Here is a 17,452-nt window from a genome sequence, read left to right on the forward strand (position 1 = left end):
TTTGATCTGTAAACCCCTGATTTAATTTTAATAAATCGGTTTTAACAAAAGCGTTCCTTAGAATGCAAAAAACCCGCTTTCGCGGGTTTTTGTGTGAGTCTTGAAACTGATCTAGTCTCAAACTCTAAATTGGTGCCCAGAAGAAGACTCGAACTTCCACGACCTTGCGGTCACCAGCACCTGAAGCTGGCGTGTCTACCAATTTCACCATCTGGGCAGTATCGGCAACGCTGTGCGTCGTCGATGGCGCGCACTATACGGAGCGTCTTTTTAACTGTAAACCCCTCTCAGCAAAAAACATGATTTTTTTTACCGGCGGTGGTCAAAACGGCTTTCAAGCAACGCTACAGCCCCGGATACGCGCCTTATAGAAGCGGAAATTTCCCGTTTCATGGCGCCTATGCCAAACTAACCCGCATATAGACAAGGTGAAAACTCTCTAATGGCCGATTGGCAGTCCCTCGATCCCGAGGCCGCTCGTGAAGCGGAAAAATATGAAAACCCTATTCCTAGTCGCGAACTGATCCTGGCGCATCTCGCCGATCGGGGTTCGCCTGCTGCCCGCGAGCAACTGGTCGAAGAGTTTGGTCTGACCACAGAAGACCAGGTCGAAGCCCTGCGCCGCCGCCTGCGCGCCATGGAGCGCGACGCTCAACTGATCTACACCCGCCGCGGCACGTACGCGCCGGTCGACAAGCTCGACCTGATCCTCGGTCGCATCAGCGGTCACCGTGACGGTTTCGGCTTCCTGGTGCCGGACGACGGCAGCGACGACTTGTTCATGAGCCCGGCGCAAATGCGTCTGGTGTTCGACGGTGACCGTGCGCTGGCCCGTGTTTCCGGTCTTGACCGTCGCGGTCGCCGCGAAGGCGTGATCGTCGAAGTGGTTTCGCGTGCTCACGAAACCATCGTCGGTCGCTACTTCGAAGAAGGCGGCATCGGTTTCGTCGTTGCCGACAACTCGAAGATCCAGCAGGAAGTGCTGGTCACGCCGGGCCGTAATGCCAACGCGCAGATCGGTCAGTTCGTCGAGGTGAAAATCACCCACTGGCCGACGCCGCGCTTCCAGCCGCAAGGCGATGTGGTCGAAGTGGTCGGCAACTACATGGCGCCGGGCATGGAAATCGATGTCGCCCTGCGCACCTACGACATTCCGCACGTCTGGCCTGAAGCCGTACTGAAAGAAGCGGCCAAGCTCAAGCCGGAAGTCGAAGAAAAAGACAAAGAGAAGCGCGTCGACCTGCGCCATCTGCCGTTCGTCACCATCGACGGCGAAGATGCCCGCGATTTCGACGATGCGGTTTATTGCGAAGCCAAACCGGGCAAGCTGCGCCTGTTCTCCGGCGGCTGGAAGTTGTACGTGGCGATTGCCGACGTTTCCAGCTACGTGAAAATCGGTTCGGCGCTGGACAACGAAGCGCAAGTGCGCGGCAACTCGGTGTACTTCCCCGAGCGTGTCGTGCCGATGCTGCCTGAGCAACTGTCCAACGGTCTCTGCTCGCTGAACCCGCACGTCGATCGTCTGGCCATGGTTTGCGAGATGACCATCTCCAAGTCCGGCGAAATGACCGACTACTGCTTCTATGAGGCGGTGATCCATTCCCACGCTCGCCTGACTTACAACAAAGTCAGCGCGATGCTGGAAACGCCGAAAGTCACCGAGGCGCGTCAGCTTCGCGGTGAGTACAACGACGTTCTGCCGCACCTCAAGCAGCTTTATGCGCTGTACAAGGTTCTGCTGGCGGCTCGTCACGTACGTGGCGCGATCGATTTCGAAACGCAGGAAACCCGGATCATCTTCGGTACCGAGCGCAAGATTGCCGAAATCCGTCCGACCACCCGTAACGATGCGCACAAGCTGATCGAAGAATGCATGCTGGCGGCCAACGTGGCCACCGCCGAATTCCTCAAGAAGCACGAAATTCCTGCGCTGTACCGCGTCCACGACGGCCCGCCACCGGAGCGTCTGGAAAAACTGCGCGCCTTCCTCGGCGAGCTCGGTTTGTCCCTGCATAAAGGCAAGGACGGCCCGTCGCCGAAGGACTACCAGGCATTGCTGGCGAGCATCAAGGATCGTCCGGATTTCCACCTGATCCAGACCGTGATGCTGCGTTCGCTGAGCCAAGCGGTGTACAGCGCTGACAATCAGGGCCACTTCGGCCTGAATTACGAAGCCTATACCCACTTCACTTCGCCGATCCGTCGTTACCCGGATTTGCTCACGCACCGCGCAATCCGCAGCGTGATCCATTCGAAACAGGACACCCCGCACGTTCGCCGTGCCGGTGCGATGACCATTCCGAAAGCACGTATCTATCCGTACGACGAAGCGGCGCTGGAGCAACTCGGCGAGCAGTGCTCGATGAGCGAGCGCCGTGCCGATGAAGCGACCCGCGACGTGGTGAACTGGCTCAAGTGCGAGTTCATGAAGGATCGCGTGGGCGAGTCGTTCCCGGGTGTGATCACTGCCGTGACCGGTTTTGGTCTGTTCGTCGAACTGACTGATATCTACGTCGAAGGCCTGGTGCACGTCACCGCGCTGCCGGGCGATTACTACCACTTCGATCCTGTGCATCACCGCTTGGCGGGCGAGCGCACCGGTCGTAGCTTCCGTCTGGGCGATACCGTTGAAGTGCGCGTGATGCGCGTTGACCTCGACGAGCGCAAGATCGACTTCGAGATGGCCGAAAAAACCATCAGCGCGCCGATCGGTCGCAAAAAACGTGGTGCTGAAACTGCTGCGCCAGCCGCGAAGGAAAAAGCCGAAGCGGCTCCTGCAAAAACCGCAGGTCGCCGTCCAGCGAAAGAGAAAGCTCCCGAAGCCTATCGTCCAAGCGACGCTGTGGCGAAAAACGCCGAGCTGCGTAAAAGCCGTGAAATGAAGAAGGCTCTGCTTTCCGACGCCAAAAACGGTGGTAAAGCGGCGCCTGGGGGAAAGACCGGGCGGTCGGCGCCTGAAAAGGCCTCCGGCGGCAAGCCAGCAAAACCGAGCAAACACCGTAAAGGCCCGCCAAAAGCGGGTTCTGCTCCAGCCAAAAGTGGCGGGGCACGTAAACCGAAGGCGAAGTCATGAGTCAGTTGGAAAAAATCTACGGCGTTCACGCGGTAGAAGCGTTGCTGCGTCACCACCCGAAGCGCGTCAAGCAGATCTGGCTGGCGGAAAGCCGCAACGATCCGCGCGTGCAGACGCTGGTTGAGCTGGCCAACGAAAATCGTGTCCAGGTCGGTCAGGCCGAGCGCCGTGAAATGGACGCCTGGGTTGAAGGCGTTCACCAAGGCGTGGTCGCGGAAGTCAGCCCGAGCCAGGTCTGGGGCGAAGCGATGCTCGACGAACTGCTCGATCGCACCGACGGCGCACCATTGCTGCTGGTGCTCGACGGCGTGACCGATCCGCACAACCTCGGCGCCTGCCTGCGTTCGGCCGATGCGGCGGGTGCGCTGGCGGTGATCGTGCCGAAAGACAAGTCGGCAACCCTGACGCCGGTCGTGCGTAAAGTGGCCTGCGGCGCGGCGGAAGTGATTCCGTTGGTGGCCGTGACCAACCTTGCGCGCACACTAGAAAAGCTTCAGCAGCGCGGTCTGTGGGTTGTCGGCACAGCAGGCGAAGCTGAAGTCAGCATCTACGACCAGGATCTGACGGGCCCGACCATTCTGATCATGGGCGCCGAAGGCAAAGGCATGCGCCGCCTGACCCGCGAACACTGCGACTATCTGGTGAAGCTGCCGATGGCCGGTAGCGTCAGCAGCCTCAACGTCTCAGTCGCGACGGGCGTCTGCCTGTTCGAGGCCCAGCGTCAGCGCGGCGTAAAAGCCAAGCCTGCTGCCAAGAAATAAGCCCCCTGTAGGAGCTGCCGCAGGCTGCGATCTTTTGATCTTGTCTTTAAAAACAAAATCAAAAGATCGCAGCCTTCGGCAGCTCCTACAGGTGTTCTTTGGTGATTGTTCAAATAATCACCAATTGCCTTGCACCTCTTCTGTCCCTTCTCTACAATTGCGCCCCTTGCTGTGACGGCAGGCACGCATGTGCCCCGCGCCAGCAAGTCCATAAGTGTCATTCACTCCTTGTCTGACCGTTTTTGAGCGGCAGGCTACAACCCGTAAGGAGCATTCATGCGTCATTACGAAATCATCTTTTTGGTCCACCCGGATCAAAGCGAGCAAGTCGGCGGCATGGTTGAGCGTTACACCAAGCTGATCGAAGAAGACGGCGGCAAAATCCACCGTCTGGAAGATTGGGGCCGTCGTCAACTGGCCTACGCAATCAACAATGTTCACAAGGCTCACTACGTGATGCTGAACGTTGAGTGCACTGGCAAGGCCCTGGCCGAGCTGGAAGACAACTTCCGCTACAACGATGCAGTGATCCGTAACCTGGTCATCCGTCGCGAAGAAGCCGTTACCGGCCAATCCGAGATGCTCAAGGCTGAAGAAAACCGCAGTGAGCGCCGTGAGCGTCGCGACCGTCCTGAGCACGAAGGCGCTGAAAGCGCTGATAGTGATGACAGCGACAACAGCGATAACGCTGACGAGTAATCCACGGACCTTTTAAGGAGCCTATCAAATGGCACGTTTCTTCCGTCGTCGTAAATTCTGCCGCTTCACCGCTGAAGACGTGAAGGAGATCGATTACAAAGATCTCAACACTCTGAAAGCCTACGTATCCGAGACCGGCAAAATCGTTCCAAGCCGCATCACCGGTACCAAAGCTCGTTATCAGCGTCAGCTGGCCACCGCTATCAAGCGCGCCCGCTTCCTGGCCCTGCTGGCCTACACCGACAGCCACGGCCGCTGAGACCGGGCAGTCGACAAGTAGCAAAGGATTGAATGCATGCGTGCCTTAGCTGAGTTCATCATGCGCGGCCGCATGCAGGCCACTCTCGTAGTGGCCGGATGTGCAACATTGCCGTTGTTGTATTGGTTGGGTGCCGCCGCCGGGAGCCTTGTGCTGCTGCGGCGCGGATTGACAGACGCCCTCGGTGTTCTGTTGCTGGGACTGCTGCCGGCCTTGGTCTGGTGGTTGTACGCCGATGATCCACGGGCACTTCTGGTGCTGCTGGGGTCTTCGGGGCTTGCGTTGATTTTGCGCGCAAGTGAGTCCTGGGTTCGTACGCTGCTGGCCAGCGTGGCAATAGGAGTGGTGTTTTCGGTGGTGCTCGGGGCGGCGTTTGCGGCCCAGATCGAGATGCTCGCGCAGGCCCTTATCAAGGTAATGCCCGCGCTTCTCGGTGAGACCTACAAGCAATTGTCGGTCGATGAGCAAGCGCGTTTCGCGTCCCTGATTGCACCAGTCCTGACCGGACTGATTGCGGCGTTGTTGCAGATCGTCAGCGTGCTGAGCCTGATTGTCGGGCGTCATTGGCAGGCGTTGTTGTACAACCCGGGTGGTTTTGGTCGCGAGTTTCGCGCCATACGGATCCCGCTGGGGCCGGCGATGTTACTGCTGGCGTTGATGCTTCTGGGCCCGAATCTCGGTGCACAGATGGCCATGTTGACGCCGTTGTGCAGTGTACCGCTGGTGTTCGCCGGACTTGCCTTGATTCACGGGCTGGTCGGGCAGAAGCGACTGGCCGGTTTCTGGCTGGTGGGGTTGTACGTCACGCTGTTGCTGTTCATGCAGCTGATCTATCCGTTGCTCGTGGTTTTGGCCATTGTCGACAGCCTGATTGATTTTCGCGGTCGTCACGTGTCGAAAGACACCGACAGCGCGAACGGTGAAGGTTAAAAGTTAGAGGATTTTCACATGCAACTGATCCTTCTGGAAAAAGTCACCAACCTGGGCAACCTGGGTGACAAAGTAAACGTTAAGGCCGGTTACGGTCGTAACTACCTGCTGCCTTACGGCAAAGCTACCGCCGCGACCCCAGCGAACATCGCTGCGTTCGAAGAGCGTCGTGCCGAGCTGGAAAAAGCTGCTGCAGACCGTAAAGCATCGGCTGAAAGCCGTGCTGCCCAACTGGCCGAGCTGGAAGTGACCATCACTGCCACCGCTGGCGACGAAGGCAAGCTGTTCGGTTCGATCGGTACTCACGACATCGCTGACGCACTGACCGCCTCCGGCGTTGAAGTGCAGAAGAGCGAAGTTCGTCTGCCGAACGGCACCATCCGCAACGTAGGTGAATTCGACGTGGCTGTGCACCTGCACGCCGAAGTTGAAGCCACCGTACGCGTTGTCGTGGTAGCAGCTTAAGCAATACCTGATCGGCTGGCGGCTTGCCCGTCAGACGGTTAACATCGGGCACGATCCTGTTTACAGGTCGTGCCCTTTGTCTTTCTGCAATTCCTGATTTTCAACCAAACTCAAGTGGCCATGAACGATATCTCCGCTCCCGAGCAATACGATCTGCAAACCGCTGCCCTGAAGGTGCCGCCGCATTCCATCGAAGCCGAACAGGCTGTACTCGGTGGTCTGATGCTGGACAACAACGCCTGGGAACGCGTGCTCGATCAAGTCTCCGACGGTGATTTCTATCGACATGACCACCGCCTGATCTTCCGTGCGATCGCCAAACTGGCCGATCAGAACTCGCCGATCGACGTCGTGACCCTTGCCGAGCAATTGGACAAGGAAGGTCAGACCTCGCAGGTAGGCGGCCTCGGTTACCTCGGCGAACTGGCGAAAAACACACCGTCCGTCGCCAACATCAAGGCGTATGCGCAGATCGTCCGCCAGCGTGCGACGTTGCGCCAACTGATCGGCATCAGCACCGAGATCGCCGACAGCGCCTTCAACCCGGAAGGGCGCACCGCCGAGGAAATCCTCGACGAAGCCGAGCGTCAGATCTTTGCAATTGCCGAGGCCCGGCCGAAAACCGGTGGCCCGGTAGGCGTGAACGATTTGCTGACCAAGGCAATCGACCGCATCGACACACTGTTCAACACCGACAACGCGATTACCGGCCTGTCCACCGGCTACACCGACCTCGACGAGAAGACCAGCGGCCTGCAGCCGGCTGACTTGATCATCGTCGCCGGTCGTCCGTCGATGGGTAAAACCACCTTCGCGATGAACCTGGTGGAAAACGCCGTACTGCGCAGCGACAAAGCCGTTCTGGTGTATTCCCTCGAGATGCCAGGCGAATCGCTGGTCATGCGTATGCTCTCGTCGCTGGGCCGCATCGACCAGACCAAGGTGCGTTCCGGTCAGTTGGAAGATGACGACTGGCCGCGCCTGACCTCGGCGGTCAACCTGCTCAATGACCGCAAGCTGTTCATCGACGACACCGCCGGTATCAGTCCGTCGGAAATGCGCGCGCGAACCCGGCGTCTGGCGCGTGAGCACGGTGACATCGGCCTGATCATGATCGACTACCTGCAATTGATGCAGATTCCAGGTTCCGGCGGCGACAACCGCACTAACGAGATTTCTGAAATCTCGCGTTCCTTGAAAGCCTTGGCCAAAGAATTCAACTGCCCGGTGGTGGCGCTGTCGCAGCTCAACCGTTCCCTCGAGCAGCGACCGAACAAACGCCCGATCAACTCCGACCTCCGGGAATCCGGAGCGATCGAGCAGGATGCTGACGTGATCATGTTCGTGTACCGCGACGAGGTGTATCACCCGGAAACCGAGCATAAAGGCATCGCCGAAATCATTATCGGTAAGCAACGGAACGGGCCAATCGGCTTTATCCGCCTGGCGTTTATCGGTAAGTACACCCGTTTCGAAAACCTTGCGCCGGGCAGCTATAACTTCGACGACGACGAGTAATCTTCGTCGCCTGATCTGGCCTCTTCGCGAGCAGGCTCGCTCCCACAATTGGAATGCGTTCAAATGTGGGAGCGAGCCTGCTCGCGAATGGGGTCGGCACAATTTCCGACCACAGCCGTCGGAATTGGTCAAAATTTGTGCTATATTCCGCGCCCGCGAAATTCAATGAAAGCCAACACCGGTTATCGACATGCAAGCAGCCAAGCCGTTATTTGACTATCCAAAGTACTGGGCCGAATGTTTCGGGCCAGCGCCATTCCTGCCGATGAGCAGGGAGGAGATGGATCAGCTTGGCTGGGATTCCTGCGACATCATCATCGTCACCGGTGATGCCTACGTCGATCACCCGTCGTTCGGCATGGCGATCATCGGCCGGCTGCTGGAGTCACAAGGCTTCCGCGTCGGGATCATCGCCCAGCCAAACTGGCAGTCCAAAGACGACTTCATGAAGCTCGGCGAGCCGAACCTGTTCTTCGGCGTCGCGGCCGGCAACATGGACTCGATGATCAACCGCTACACCGCCGACAAAAAAATCCGTTCCGACGACGCCTATACCCCGGGCGGTATGGCCGGCAAACGTCCGGATCGCGCGAGCCTGGTCTACAGCCAGCGCTGCAAAGAAGCCTACAAAAATGTGCCGATCGTTCTCGGCGGCATCGAAGCCTCCCTGCGCCGCATCGCCCATTACGATTACTGGCAGGATCGCGTGCGTAACTCGATCCTGATCGACGCCTGCGCCGACATTCTGCTGTACGGCAACGCCGAGCGTGCGATTGTCGAAGTCGCCCAGCGTCTGTCCTACGGCCACAAGATCGAAGACATCACCGACGTGCGCGGCACCGCGTTCATCCGTCGTGACACGCCGCAAGGCTGGTACGAAGTTGACTCGACGCGCATTGACCGTCCGGGCAAGGTCGACAAGATCATCAACCCGTACGTGAACACCCAGGACACCCAGGCCTGCGCCATCGAGCAGGAAAAGGGCCCGGTCGACGATCCGCAGGAAGCCAGGGTTGTACAGATTCTGGCCAGCCCGCGCATGACCCGCGACAAGACCGTGATCCGTTTGCCGTCGATGGAAAAAGTCCGCGGTGATGCGGTTCTTTATGCTCACGCCAACCGCGTGCTGCACCTCGAAACCAACCCGGGCAACGCCCGCGCGCTGGTGCAGAAGCACGGCGAAGTCGACGTCTGGTTCAACCCGCCGCCGATTCCGATGACCACTGAAGAAATGGACTACGTGTTCGGCATGCCTTACGCCCGTGTTCCGCACCCGGCGTACGGCAAGGAGAAAATTCCGGCCTACGACATGATCCGTTTCTCGGTGAACATCATGCGCGGCTGCTTCGGTGGCTGCACCTTCTGCTCGATCACCGAGCACGAAGGCCGGATCATCCAGAACCGTTCCGAAGAGTCGATCATTCGCGAGATCGAAGAGATCCGCGACAAGGTGCCAGGCTTCACCGGCGTCATCTCCGACCTCGGTGGCCCGACCGCGAACATGTACCGCATCGCCTGCAAAACGCCGGAAATCGAATCCGCGTGCCGCAAGCCGTCCTGCGTGTTCCCGGGCATCTGCCCGAACCTGAACACCGACCACTCGTCGCTGATTCAGCTGTACCGCAGCGCCCGTGCCTTGCCGGGTGTGAAAAAGATTCTGATTGCCTCCGGCCTGCGCTACGACCTCGCGGTCGAGTCGCCAGAGTACGTCAAAGAGCTGGTGACCCACCACGTCGGCGGTTACCTGAAGATCGCCCCGGAACACACCGAGGAAGGTCCGCTCAACCAGATGATGAAACCGGGCATCGGCAGCTATGACAAGTTCAAGCGCATGTTCGAGAAGTACACCAAGGAAGCGGGCAAAGAGCAGTACCTGATTCCGTACTTCATCGCCGCCCACCCGGGCACTACCGACGAAGACATGATGAACCTGGCCCTGTGGCTCAAGGGCAATGGCTTCCGCGCCGACCAGGTGCAAGCGTTCTACCCGTCGCCGATGGCCACCGCCACCGCGATGTACCACTCGGGCAAGAACCCGCTGCGCAAGGTCACTTACAAGAGTGACGGCGTGAATATCGTCAAGAGCGAAGAGCAGCGTCGTCTGCACAAGGCGTTCTTGCGTTATCACGACCCGAAAGGCTGGCCGATGCTGCGTGAAGCGCTGATCCGCATGGGTCGCGGCGACCTGATCGGTTCGGGCAAGGATCAACTGATCCCGACGCACCAGCCGACCACCGACAGCTACCAGAGCGCCCGTCGCAAAAACTCGACACCGGCTGGCAGCCATAAAGTGGCGAAGGAAGGCAAAGAGAAGACCACCAAGATCCTCACCCAGCACACCGGTCTGCCGCCGCGTGCCAGTGACGGTGGTAATCCTTGGGACAAGCGAGAGCAGGCCAAGGCGGCGGCATTTGCCCGCAACCAACAGGCTGCGAAAGAGCGTAAAGACGCCGCGAAAGGCAAAGGGCCGAAACCGACCCGCAAGCCGGTCGTTCCGCGCTAAGTTGCTTTTTAGCTGAACAGAACGCCAACCTTCGGGTTGGCGTTTTGCGTTTCTGCCGTTGGATTTATGCAAACCGCAAGATCCATCCCCCTCACCCCAACCCTCCCGAAACGTCGGACCGCCCCCAAGGGGGCGAGGGGGAAGGGAGCAGATTTCCGTGCTTTTCATATCCTGAGTTCGACTCAGTACTTTCAAGTCGGCGTATCTCCAATATCCACCTCGGTCAGTCCCCTCTCCCTCCGGGAGAGGGCTAGGGTGAGGGGGTTCTCGCAACATTTACGTGCAATGAGCCCAAACCATTTCCCCGCATCGCCCGATTTTGGTGCTGTACTGACCTAAGCATTCCGGGAAAGCGCCCAAGCCTCTGCATGGCATAAGTCTTGCGCGCTTTCGAATACGCTTAGGCTCGCAGGAGGCACGCCGTGTCGATTCATGTCGCATTGCATCACGTCACGCATTACCGCTACGACCGCGCTGTCGAACTCGGCCCGCAGATCGTTCGCCTGCGCCCGGCTGCCCACAGTCGCACGCGGATTTTGTCGTATGCGCTGAAAGTCTCGCCCGAGCAGCATTTCATCAACTGGCAGCAAGACCCGCAGGGCAACTACCTTGCGCGGCTAGTCTTTCCTGAGAAAACCGATGAGTTGCGCATTGAAGTCGATCTGCTGGCCGAAATGGCCGTGTTCAATCCCTTCGATTTTTTCCTTGAGCCCTACGCCGAGAAAATCCCTTTCGCCTACGCCGCCGATGAGCGCAAGGAACTGGCGCCGTATCTCGAAACCCTGCCACTGACACCAAAATTCAAAGCCTATCTGGACGCCATCGACCGCACGCCGCTGCCAGCGGTGGACTTCCTCGTCGCACTCAACCAGCGCCTCAGCGAAGACATCGGCTACCTGATCCGCATGGAACCGGGTGTGCAAACCCCTGAGCACACCCTCGAACACGCCTCAGGCTCCTGCCGCGACTCGGCGTGGTTGCTGGTGCAATTGCTGCGCAACCTCGGGCTGGCCGCGAGGTTTGTATCCGGTTATCTGATTCAACTGACCGCCGATGTGAAAAGCCTCGACGGCCCGTCCGGCACTGAAGTGGATTTCACCGACCTGCACGCCTGGTGCGAAGTGTATTTGCCGGGCGCCGGCTGGATCGGTCTGGACGCCACGTCTGGACTGTTCGCCGGTGAAGGACATATCCCGTTGGCCTGTAGTCCCGATCCGTCCTCGGCGGCGCCGATCAGTGGCTTGGTCGAACCCTGCGAATGCGTGTTCAGCCACGAAATGTCGGTGGAGCGGATCTGGGAGGCGCCGCGCGTCACCAAGCCTTACACCGATGAGCAATGGCTGGCGATTCAAGCGCTGGGCCGGCAGATCGATGCGGATCTGTTAGCCGATGACGTGCGCCTGACCATGGGCGGCGAGCCGACTTTCGTGTCCATCGATGACCCGGACGGCGCCGAGTGGAACACCGCTGCATTGGGCGAGGACAAGCGCCGTCTCTCTGCGGAATTGTTCCAGCGCATGCGCAAACACTACGCACCGAAGGGCCTGGTGCATTTTGGTCAGGGCAAGTGGTATCCCGGCGAGCAACTGCCGCGCTGGTCGCTCAATTGCTACTGGCGCCGCGACGGCGTGCCGGTCTGGCACAACGATGCGCTGATCGCTGACGAGCAGCAGGATTACGGCGCCACAGGTGAATTGGCCGGGCGTTTCCTCGCCAGTGTCGCCGAACGCCTGAAATTGCCTACACGTTTTGTGTTCCCGGCCTACGAAGATAACTTCTATTACCTCTGGCGCGAGGGCACGTTGCCGAGCAACGTCAGCGCCGAAGACTCGCGTCTGGAGGAGCCGCTGGAGCGCGCACGCCTGCGCAAGGTCTTCAGTCAGGGCCTGAACAAGGTGATCGGCCAAGTGCTGCCGTTAGCGCGTACAGCCAAGGGTGATCAATGGCAGAGCGGGCGTTGGTACCTGCGCGATGATCATTGCCGTCTGGTGCCGGGTGATTCACCGCTGGGTTATCGCCTGCCGCTCGGTTCGCAGCCGTGGGTGAAAGCCGCCGAGTACCCGTTTATTCATCCACAGGATCCAAATCAGGATTTTCCCGAGCTGCCGCAAACCACCCAACTCAACCTTCACGGCGAACCGGCGACGTCTGATGAGCGCACGCCAAAAATCGACGAATCCGCCGATTGGCTGACCCGCACCGCGTTCTGTGCCGAAGCCCGCGAAGGGCGTTTGTACCTGTTCATGCCACCGCTGGAACGGGTCGAAGATTATCTGGAACTGGTCGCGGCCATCGAAGCCACCGCCGAAGAACTGCATTGTCCGGTCTTGCTGGAAGGCTACGAGCCGCCGAGCGATCAACGCCTGAGCAACTTCCGCATCACCCCCGATCCGGGCGTGATCGAGGTCAACGTGCAGCCATCGGCGACATGGGACGAGTTGGTCGAGCGCACCGAGTTCCTCTATGAAGAAGCGCGGCAAACCCGCCTGACCACCGAGAAATTCATGATCGACGGCCGCCACACCGGTACCGGCGGCGGCAATCACTTTGTGCTCGGCGGCGCAACACCGGCGGATTCACCGTTTCTGCGACGTCCGGATCTGCTGCGCAGCCTGATCAGTTACTGGCACAACCATCCGTCATTGTCGTATCTGTTTTCCGGCTTGTTCATCGGCCCGACGTCGCAGGCGCCGCGTGTCGACGAGGCACGCAATGACGCGCTGTATGAGCTGGAAATCGCTTTCGCGCAGATGCCGGAGCCGGGCGAGGAATGCGCACCGTGGCTGGTCGATCGATTGCTGCGCAACTTGCTGATCGACGTCACCGGCAACACCCACCGTGCCGAATTCTGCATCGACAAACTGTATTCGCCGGATGGCGCCACCGGGCGTCTCGGCTTGCTGGAGTTGCGCGCGTTCGAAATGCCGCCGCATGCGCGCATGAGCCTCGCTCAACAATTATTGCTGCGGGCGCTGGTCGCACGGTTCTGGCGCGAACCTTATGCGCCGCCGAAACTGGCGCGTTGGGGCACTGAGTTGCACGATCGCTTCCTGTTGCCGCACTTTATCGAGCAGAACTTCGCCGACGTCATCGTCGAACTGAACAACGCCGGTTATCCACTGCGGGCGGAATGGTTTGCGGCGCATCTGGAGTTTCGTTTTCCCAAGGTCGGCGATTACGCCGTCAATGGCATCGAACTGGAACTGCGCCAGGCGCTGGAACCGTGGCATGTGCTGGGCGAGGAGGGCGCGGCGGGCGGCACGGTGCGTTATGTCGATTCATCGCTGGAGCGCTTGCAGGTCAAGGTAAAAGGCTTGCCGCCGCAGCGTTATCTGCTGACCTGTAATGGCATCGCGGTGCCGTTGCACCCGACCGGGCGCGTCGGCGAATTCGTCGCCGGTGTGCGCTATCGCGCCTGGCAACCGGCCAACTGCCTGCAACCGACGATACCCGTACATGCACCGCTGGTGTTCGACCTGCTCGACACCTGGATGGGTCGATCACTGGGCGGTTGTCAGTACCACGTCGCGCATCCCGGCGGGCGTAATTACGAAACGCTGCCGGTTAACGCTAACGAAGCGGAGAGCCGACGTATGGCGCGATTCTTCCGCGTCGGACACACGCCAGGGAAACTTCCTATACCGAAGGTGGAAATCACTGACGAGCTACCGATGACAATCGATTTACGACGTTTCCAAATCGTACGCGACGCTTAGATTTTTCGTATATCCGGGCGTCATGTGCCTGCGTTAGTCTGACCGTTCCTTGCTGTCTGCCGAGCTTTCCATGCCTGACCTGCTAGACCGCTACCCGCTCACGGCGGGCACTTATCACGAACTGCTCGACGGCAGGGGAGCGGTGCGCCCGCATTGGAGGCGACTGTTCGATCAGTTGCAGCGCAGCACGCCGGCGCAGTTGGTACAACGGCAGGCATTGCTGGCGCGGCAGATTCAGGAAAACGGCGTCACCTATAACGTCTATGCCGACCCCAAAGGCGCGGATCGGCCGTGGGAACTGGATCTGCTGCCCCATGTGATTGCGGCGGATGAATGGCAGCAGTTGTCGGCGGGGATCGCTCAGCGGGCGCGTCTGCTCAATGCGGTGCTGGCGGATCTTTATGGCCCACAAAAGCTGATCAGTGAGGGGTTGCTGCCGGCGGAACTGGTCTTCGGCCACAACAATTTTCTCTGGCCGTGTCAGGGCATTGCGCCACCGGAAGGGGCTTTCCTGCATCTCTACGCGGTGGATCTGGCGCGCACGCCGGACGGCCGCTGGTGGGTGACGGCCGATCGCACTCAGGCGCCATCGGGTGCCGGTTATGCGCTGGAAAACCGCACCATCGTTTCCCGTGCTTTCCCCGAGTTGTACCGCGACCTGAAGGTGCAGCATCTGGCCGGTTTTTTTCGTACGTTGCAGGAAACCATGGCCCGTCAGGCGCCCTGCGACGATGACGCGCCGCTGATCGTGTTGCTCACGCCTGGGCGTTTCAACGAAAGCTATTTCGAACATTTGTACCTGGCTCGCCAGCTCGGTTATCCGCTGGTCGAGGGCGGCGATCTGACCGTGCGCGATGCCACGGTCTACCTGAAAACCCTCAGCGGCCTGCGTCGGGTACACGCGATCATGCGCCGGCTCGACGACGATTTCTGCGACCCGCTGGAGCTGCGTACGGACTCGGCGCTCGGCGTGCCCGGATTGCTTGAAGCGGTGCGTCAGGGCCGTGTGTTGGTGACCAACGCATTGGGTAGCGGCGTGCTGGAATCGCCGGGGTTGCTGGGGTTTCTGCCGAAGATCAATCAATACCTGTTCGGCGAAGAACTGATCCTGCCATCGATTGCCACGTGGTGGTGCGGCGAGGCGCCGGTGTTGGCGCAGGCGTTGGAGAAACTTCCGGAACTGTTGATCAAACCGGCATTCCCCTCGCAAACCTTCGCACCCGTGTTTGGTCGTGATCTGAGTGAAAAACAGCGTCAGGCGCTGTCCGAGCGCATGCAGGCGCGCCCTTACGCCTACGTCGCGCAAGAATTGGCTCAACTGTCCCACGCGCCTATCTGGCAGGCTGAGAACGGTCAGTTGCAACCCCGGGCGATCGGCATGCGCATGTACGCCGTGGCCAGTCGCGACGGTTATCGCGTGCTGCCCGGTGGCCTGACCCGCGTGGCCGCCGAGGCCGATGCCGAAGTGGTGTCGATGCAGCGCGGCGGCGCGAGCAAGGACACCTGGGTGCTGGGCGAACGACCGCCGAGCGGTGAGCAGTGGAAAACTCAGCGCAATGTCGGCGTGCATGATCTCGTCCGCCGCGATCCCTATTTGCCGTCGCGGGTGGTGGAAAACCTGTTCTGGTTCGGCCGTTATTGCGAACGCTGCGACGACAGTGCGCGACTGCTTCGGATCATGCTCGCGCGATATGTCGACGGCGATGACCCGCAAGCGTTGCAGGCCGCTGTCGATCTTGGCGAACGGCTGGCGCTGTTGCCGGACGAAGGCGAATTGCCTGAACGCCTTTTGGCGGCATTGCTCGGCGAAGATTGGTCATTCAGCCTGCGCTCCAACCTGCAGCGCTTGCAGTGGGCGGCCTCGCAGGTGCGCGGTAAACTTTCGCGGGAGAACTGGCAGGCGCTGGTCGAGTTGCAGCGCGAAGCGATGGAGCTGGATACCGACGAGCCGGACTTCGGCGAGTTGCTGGATTTTCTCAACCGACTGGTGATGTCGCTGGCGGCGTTGTCCGGTTTTGCCCTCGACGACATGACCCGCGATGAGGGTTGGCGATTTCTGATGATTGGCCGGCGCATCGAACGTCTGCAATTTCTCAGCAGCAGTCTCGCGGCATTTTTGCGCGGTGCCGGCGCTTTCGATCAGTCGGGGCTGGAATGGCTACTGGAACTGGGTAACAGCAGCATCACCTATCGCTCACGGTATCTGGCGGTGGCGCAATTGATCCCGGTGCTGGATCTGTTGCTGCTGGATGAGCAGAACCCGCACGCGGTGCTGTTCCAGCTGAAACTGGTGACGCGCACGTTGAAGCGCCTGAACGAGGATTTCGGTGCGCCTCGGGAGGCTGGGCTGCCGCAATTGGTCGAGCGGCTGGCGCGTTTCGATCTGGGCTGTCTGGAAAATCCGCTGTTCGGTGACACCAGCGTGCGCGCCGCGCTCAATGGTCTGGCGGATCTGCTGCAAGAGATTGCTGAGGCCAGCGGGCAAGTATCTGATCGTCTGGCCCTGCGCCATTTCGCTCACGTCGATGATGTCAGCCAACGCACGGTGTCCGTCTGATGAGCGCGCATTACCAGATCCTCCACGACACCTGTTACCACTACGACAGCCCGGTGTCGCTGGCGCAGCAGTTGGCACATCTATGGCCGCGCGAATGTGCCTGGCAGCGCTGCACCGAACAAAAATTGCTGATCAGCCCGGAGCCGACGGCGCGCCGCGATGAGCTGGATGTGTTCGGTAATCCGCTAACCCGACTGGCGTTCGAGCGCCCGCATGATGAATTGCAGGTCAACGCGCGGCTGACGGTGGAAGTGCTGGCGCGGCCGGTGCTGGATTTTAAGCAGTCGCCGGCGTGGGAGCAGACCCGCGATGCTTTGACCTACAGCAGCCTGCCGTTGTCCGCCGAGATACTTGAGGCGTGTCGATACCGCTTTCAGTCACCGTATGTGCATTTGAAGCGCAGCTTCGTCGAGTTCTCGCAAAGTTGTTTCCCTGCGGGGCAGCCATTGATGCTCGGTGTGCAGGCGTTGATGCAGAAGATATTCAGCGAATTCACCTTCGATGCCGAAGCGACCCAAGTGGCGACGCCGCTGGTAGAAGTGCTGGAGCGGCGGCGCGGGGTGTGTCAGGACTTCGCGCACTTGATGCTGGCGTGTGTGCGCTCGCGAGGCTTGGCGGCGCGTTACGTCAGTGGTTATCTGCTGACTCAGCCGCCGCCGGGGCAGCCACGCTTGATCGGCGCCGATGCCTCGCATGCGTGGGTGTCGGTGTTTTGCCCGGTGCTGGGCTGGGTGGATTTCGATCCGACCAATAACGTGCAGCCGGCACTGGAGCACATCACTTTGGCGTGGGGCAGGGACTTTTCAGATGTTTCGCCGCTACGCGGGGTAATCCTCGGCGGCGGCAACCACGATCCGGAAGTGCGCGTCACCGTAATGCCACTGGATTAACGCAGATCAAACTGTAGGAGTGAGCCTGCTCGCGATAGCGGTGTGTCAGCAGCAAATATTTCAACTGGCACACCGCTATCG

The 17,452-nt window shown here is 59.9% G+C and carries 11 protein-coding genes and 1 tRNA gene; 11 read left to right on the plus strand and 1 reads right to left on the minus strand.

Annotated features, from left to right (window positions below; translation table 11 throughout):
- Positions 1-130 precede the first annotated feature (130 nt).
- A tRNA-Leu gene (locus QMX93_RS15390) sits at positions 131-217 on the minus strand.
- 225 nt (positions 218-442) lie between these two features.
- Between QMX93_RS15390 and rnr the strand changes: the two genes are divergently transcribed.
- From rnr to QMX93_RS15445, 11 genes are all read left to right on the plus strand, one after another.
- Entirely contained in the window at positions 443-3,073 is a 2,631-nt protein-coding gene (rnr, locus tag QMX93_RS15395) for a ribonuclease R (RefSeq protein ID WP_282356813.1), read from the plus strand.
- Entirely contained in the window at positions 3,070-3,834 is a 765-nt protein-coding gene (gene rlmB / locus QMX93_RS15400) for a 23S rRNA (guanosine(2251)-2'-O)-methyltransferase RlmB (protein WP_008078316.1), read from the plus strand. The genes rnr and rlmB overlap by 4 nt, the downstream gene beginning before the upstream one ends.
- A 276-nt stretch (positions 3,835-4,110) precedes the next feature.
- Entirely contained in the window at positions 4,111-4,533 is a 423-nt protein-coding gene (gene rpsF / locus QMX93_RS15405) for a 30S ribosomal protein S6 (protein WP_003217491.1), read from the plus strand.
- Positions 4,534-4,561: 28 nt separating this feature from the next.
- Complete coding sequence (rpsR, locus tag QMX93_RS15410; protein WP_002551829.1) at positions 4,562-4,792, plus strand: 30S ribosomal protein S18; 231 nt, start codon at positions 4,562-4,564, stop codon at positions 4,790-4,792.
- A gap of 36 nt (positions 4,793-4,828) precedes the next feature.
- Positions 4,829-5,722, plus strand: coding sequence for a hypothetical protein (locus QMX93_RS15415; protein WP_212544907.1), 894 nt, complete (start codon positions 4,829-4,831; stop codon positions 5,720-5,722).
- A gap of 18 nt (positions 5,723-5,740) precedes the next feature.
- The gene (gene rplI / locus QMX93_RS15420) at positions 5,741-6,187 is read left to right on the plus strand and encodes a 50S ribosomal protein L9 (protein ID WP_042557398.1); all 447 of its coding nucleotides are present in this window, start codon (positions 5,741-5,743) and stop codon (positions 6,185-6,187) included.
- Between the two features lie 120 nt (positions 6,188-6,307).
- On the plus strand, positions 6,308-7,705 hold the full coding sequence (dnaB, locus tag QMX93_RS15425; RefSeq protein ID WP_053116810.1) for a replicative DNA helicase: 1,398 nt from the start codon (positions 6,308-6,310) through the stop codon (positions 7,703-7,705).
- 190 nt (positions 7,706-7,895) lie between these two features.
- Positions 7,896-10,208, plus strand: a complete 2,313-nt coding sequence (locus QMX93_RS15430) for a YgiQ family radical SAM protein (protein WP_282356822.1) — start codon at positions 7,896-7,898, stop codon at positions 10,206-10,208.
- Between the two features lie 422 nt (positions 10,209-10,630).
- Entirely contained in the window at positions 10,631-13,924 is a 3,294-nt protein-coding gene (locus QMX93_RS15435) for a transglutaminase family protein (RefSeq protein ID WP_282356823.1), read from the plus strand.
- A 70-nt stretch (positions 13,925-13,994) separates the two neighbouring features.
- Entirely contained in the window at positions 13,995-16,481 is a 2,487-nt protein-coding gene (locus tag QMX93_RS15440) for a circularly permuted type 2 ATP-grasp protein (protein ID WP_282356825.1), read from the plus strand.
- The gene (locus tag QMX93_RS15445; RefSeq protein ID WP_282356826.1) at positions 16,481-17,371 is read left to right on the plus strand and encodes a transglutaminase family protein; all 891 of its coding nucleotides are present in this window, start codon (positions 16,481-16,483) and stop codon (positions 17,369-17,371) included. Before QMX93_RS15440 ends, QMX93_RS15445 begins: the two co-directional genes overlap by 1 nt.
- Positions 17,372-17,452: the final 81 nt, after the last annotated feature.

Origin of the sequence: Pseudomonas sp. PS01303 (assembly GCF_029959385.1) — a bacterium.
In the GTDB taxonomy this organism is placed as follows: domain Bacteria; phylum Pseudomonadota; class Gammaproteobacteria; order Pseudomonadales; family Pseudomonadaceae; genus Aquipseudomonas; species Aquipseudomonas rustica.

Coding starts and splice junctions, on each gene's coding strand:
- rlmB (WP_008078316.1), top strand. CDS start 3,070: ATGAGTCAGTTGGAAAAAATCTACGGCGTTCACGCGGTAGAAGCGTTG.
- QMX93_RS15445 (WP_282356826.1), top strand. CDS start 16,481: ATGAGCGCGCATTACCAGATCCTCCACGACACCTGTTACCACTACGAC.
- rnr (WP_282356813.1), top strand. CDS start 443: ATGGCCGATTGGCAGTCCCTCGATCCCGAGGCCGCTCGTGAAGCGGAA.
- rpsR (WP_002551829.1), top strand. CDS start 4,562: ATGGCACGTTTCTTCCGTCGTCGTAAATTCTGCCGCTTCACCGCTGAA.
- QMX93_RS15415 (WP_212544907.1), top strand. CDS start 4,829: ATGCGTGCCTTAGCTGAGTTCATCATGCGCGGCCGCATGCAGGCCACT.
- QMX93_RS15430 (WP_282356822.1), top strand. CDS start 7,896: ATGCAAGCAGCCAAGCCGTTATTTGACTATCCAAAGTACTGGGCCGAA.
- rplI (WP_042557398.1), top strand. CDS start 5,741: ATGCAACTGATCCTTCTGGAAAAAGTCACCAACCTGGGCAACCTGGGT.
- QMX93_RS15440 (WP_282356825.1), top strand. CDS start 13,995: ATGCCTGACCTGCTAGACCGCTACCCGCTCACGGCGGGCACTTATCAC.
- rpsF (WP_003217491.1), top strand. CDS start 4,111: ATGCGTCATTACGAAATCATCTTTTTGGTCCACCCGGATCAAAGCGAG.
- dnaB (WP_053116810.1), top strand. CDS start 6,308: ATGAACGATATCTCCGCTCCCGAGCAATACGATCTGCAAACCGCTGCC.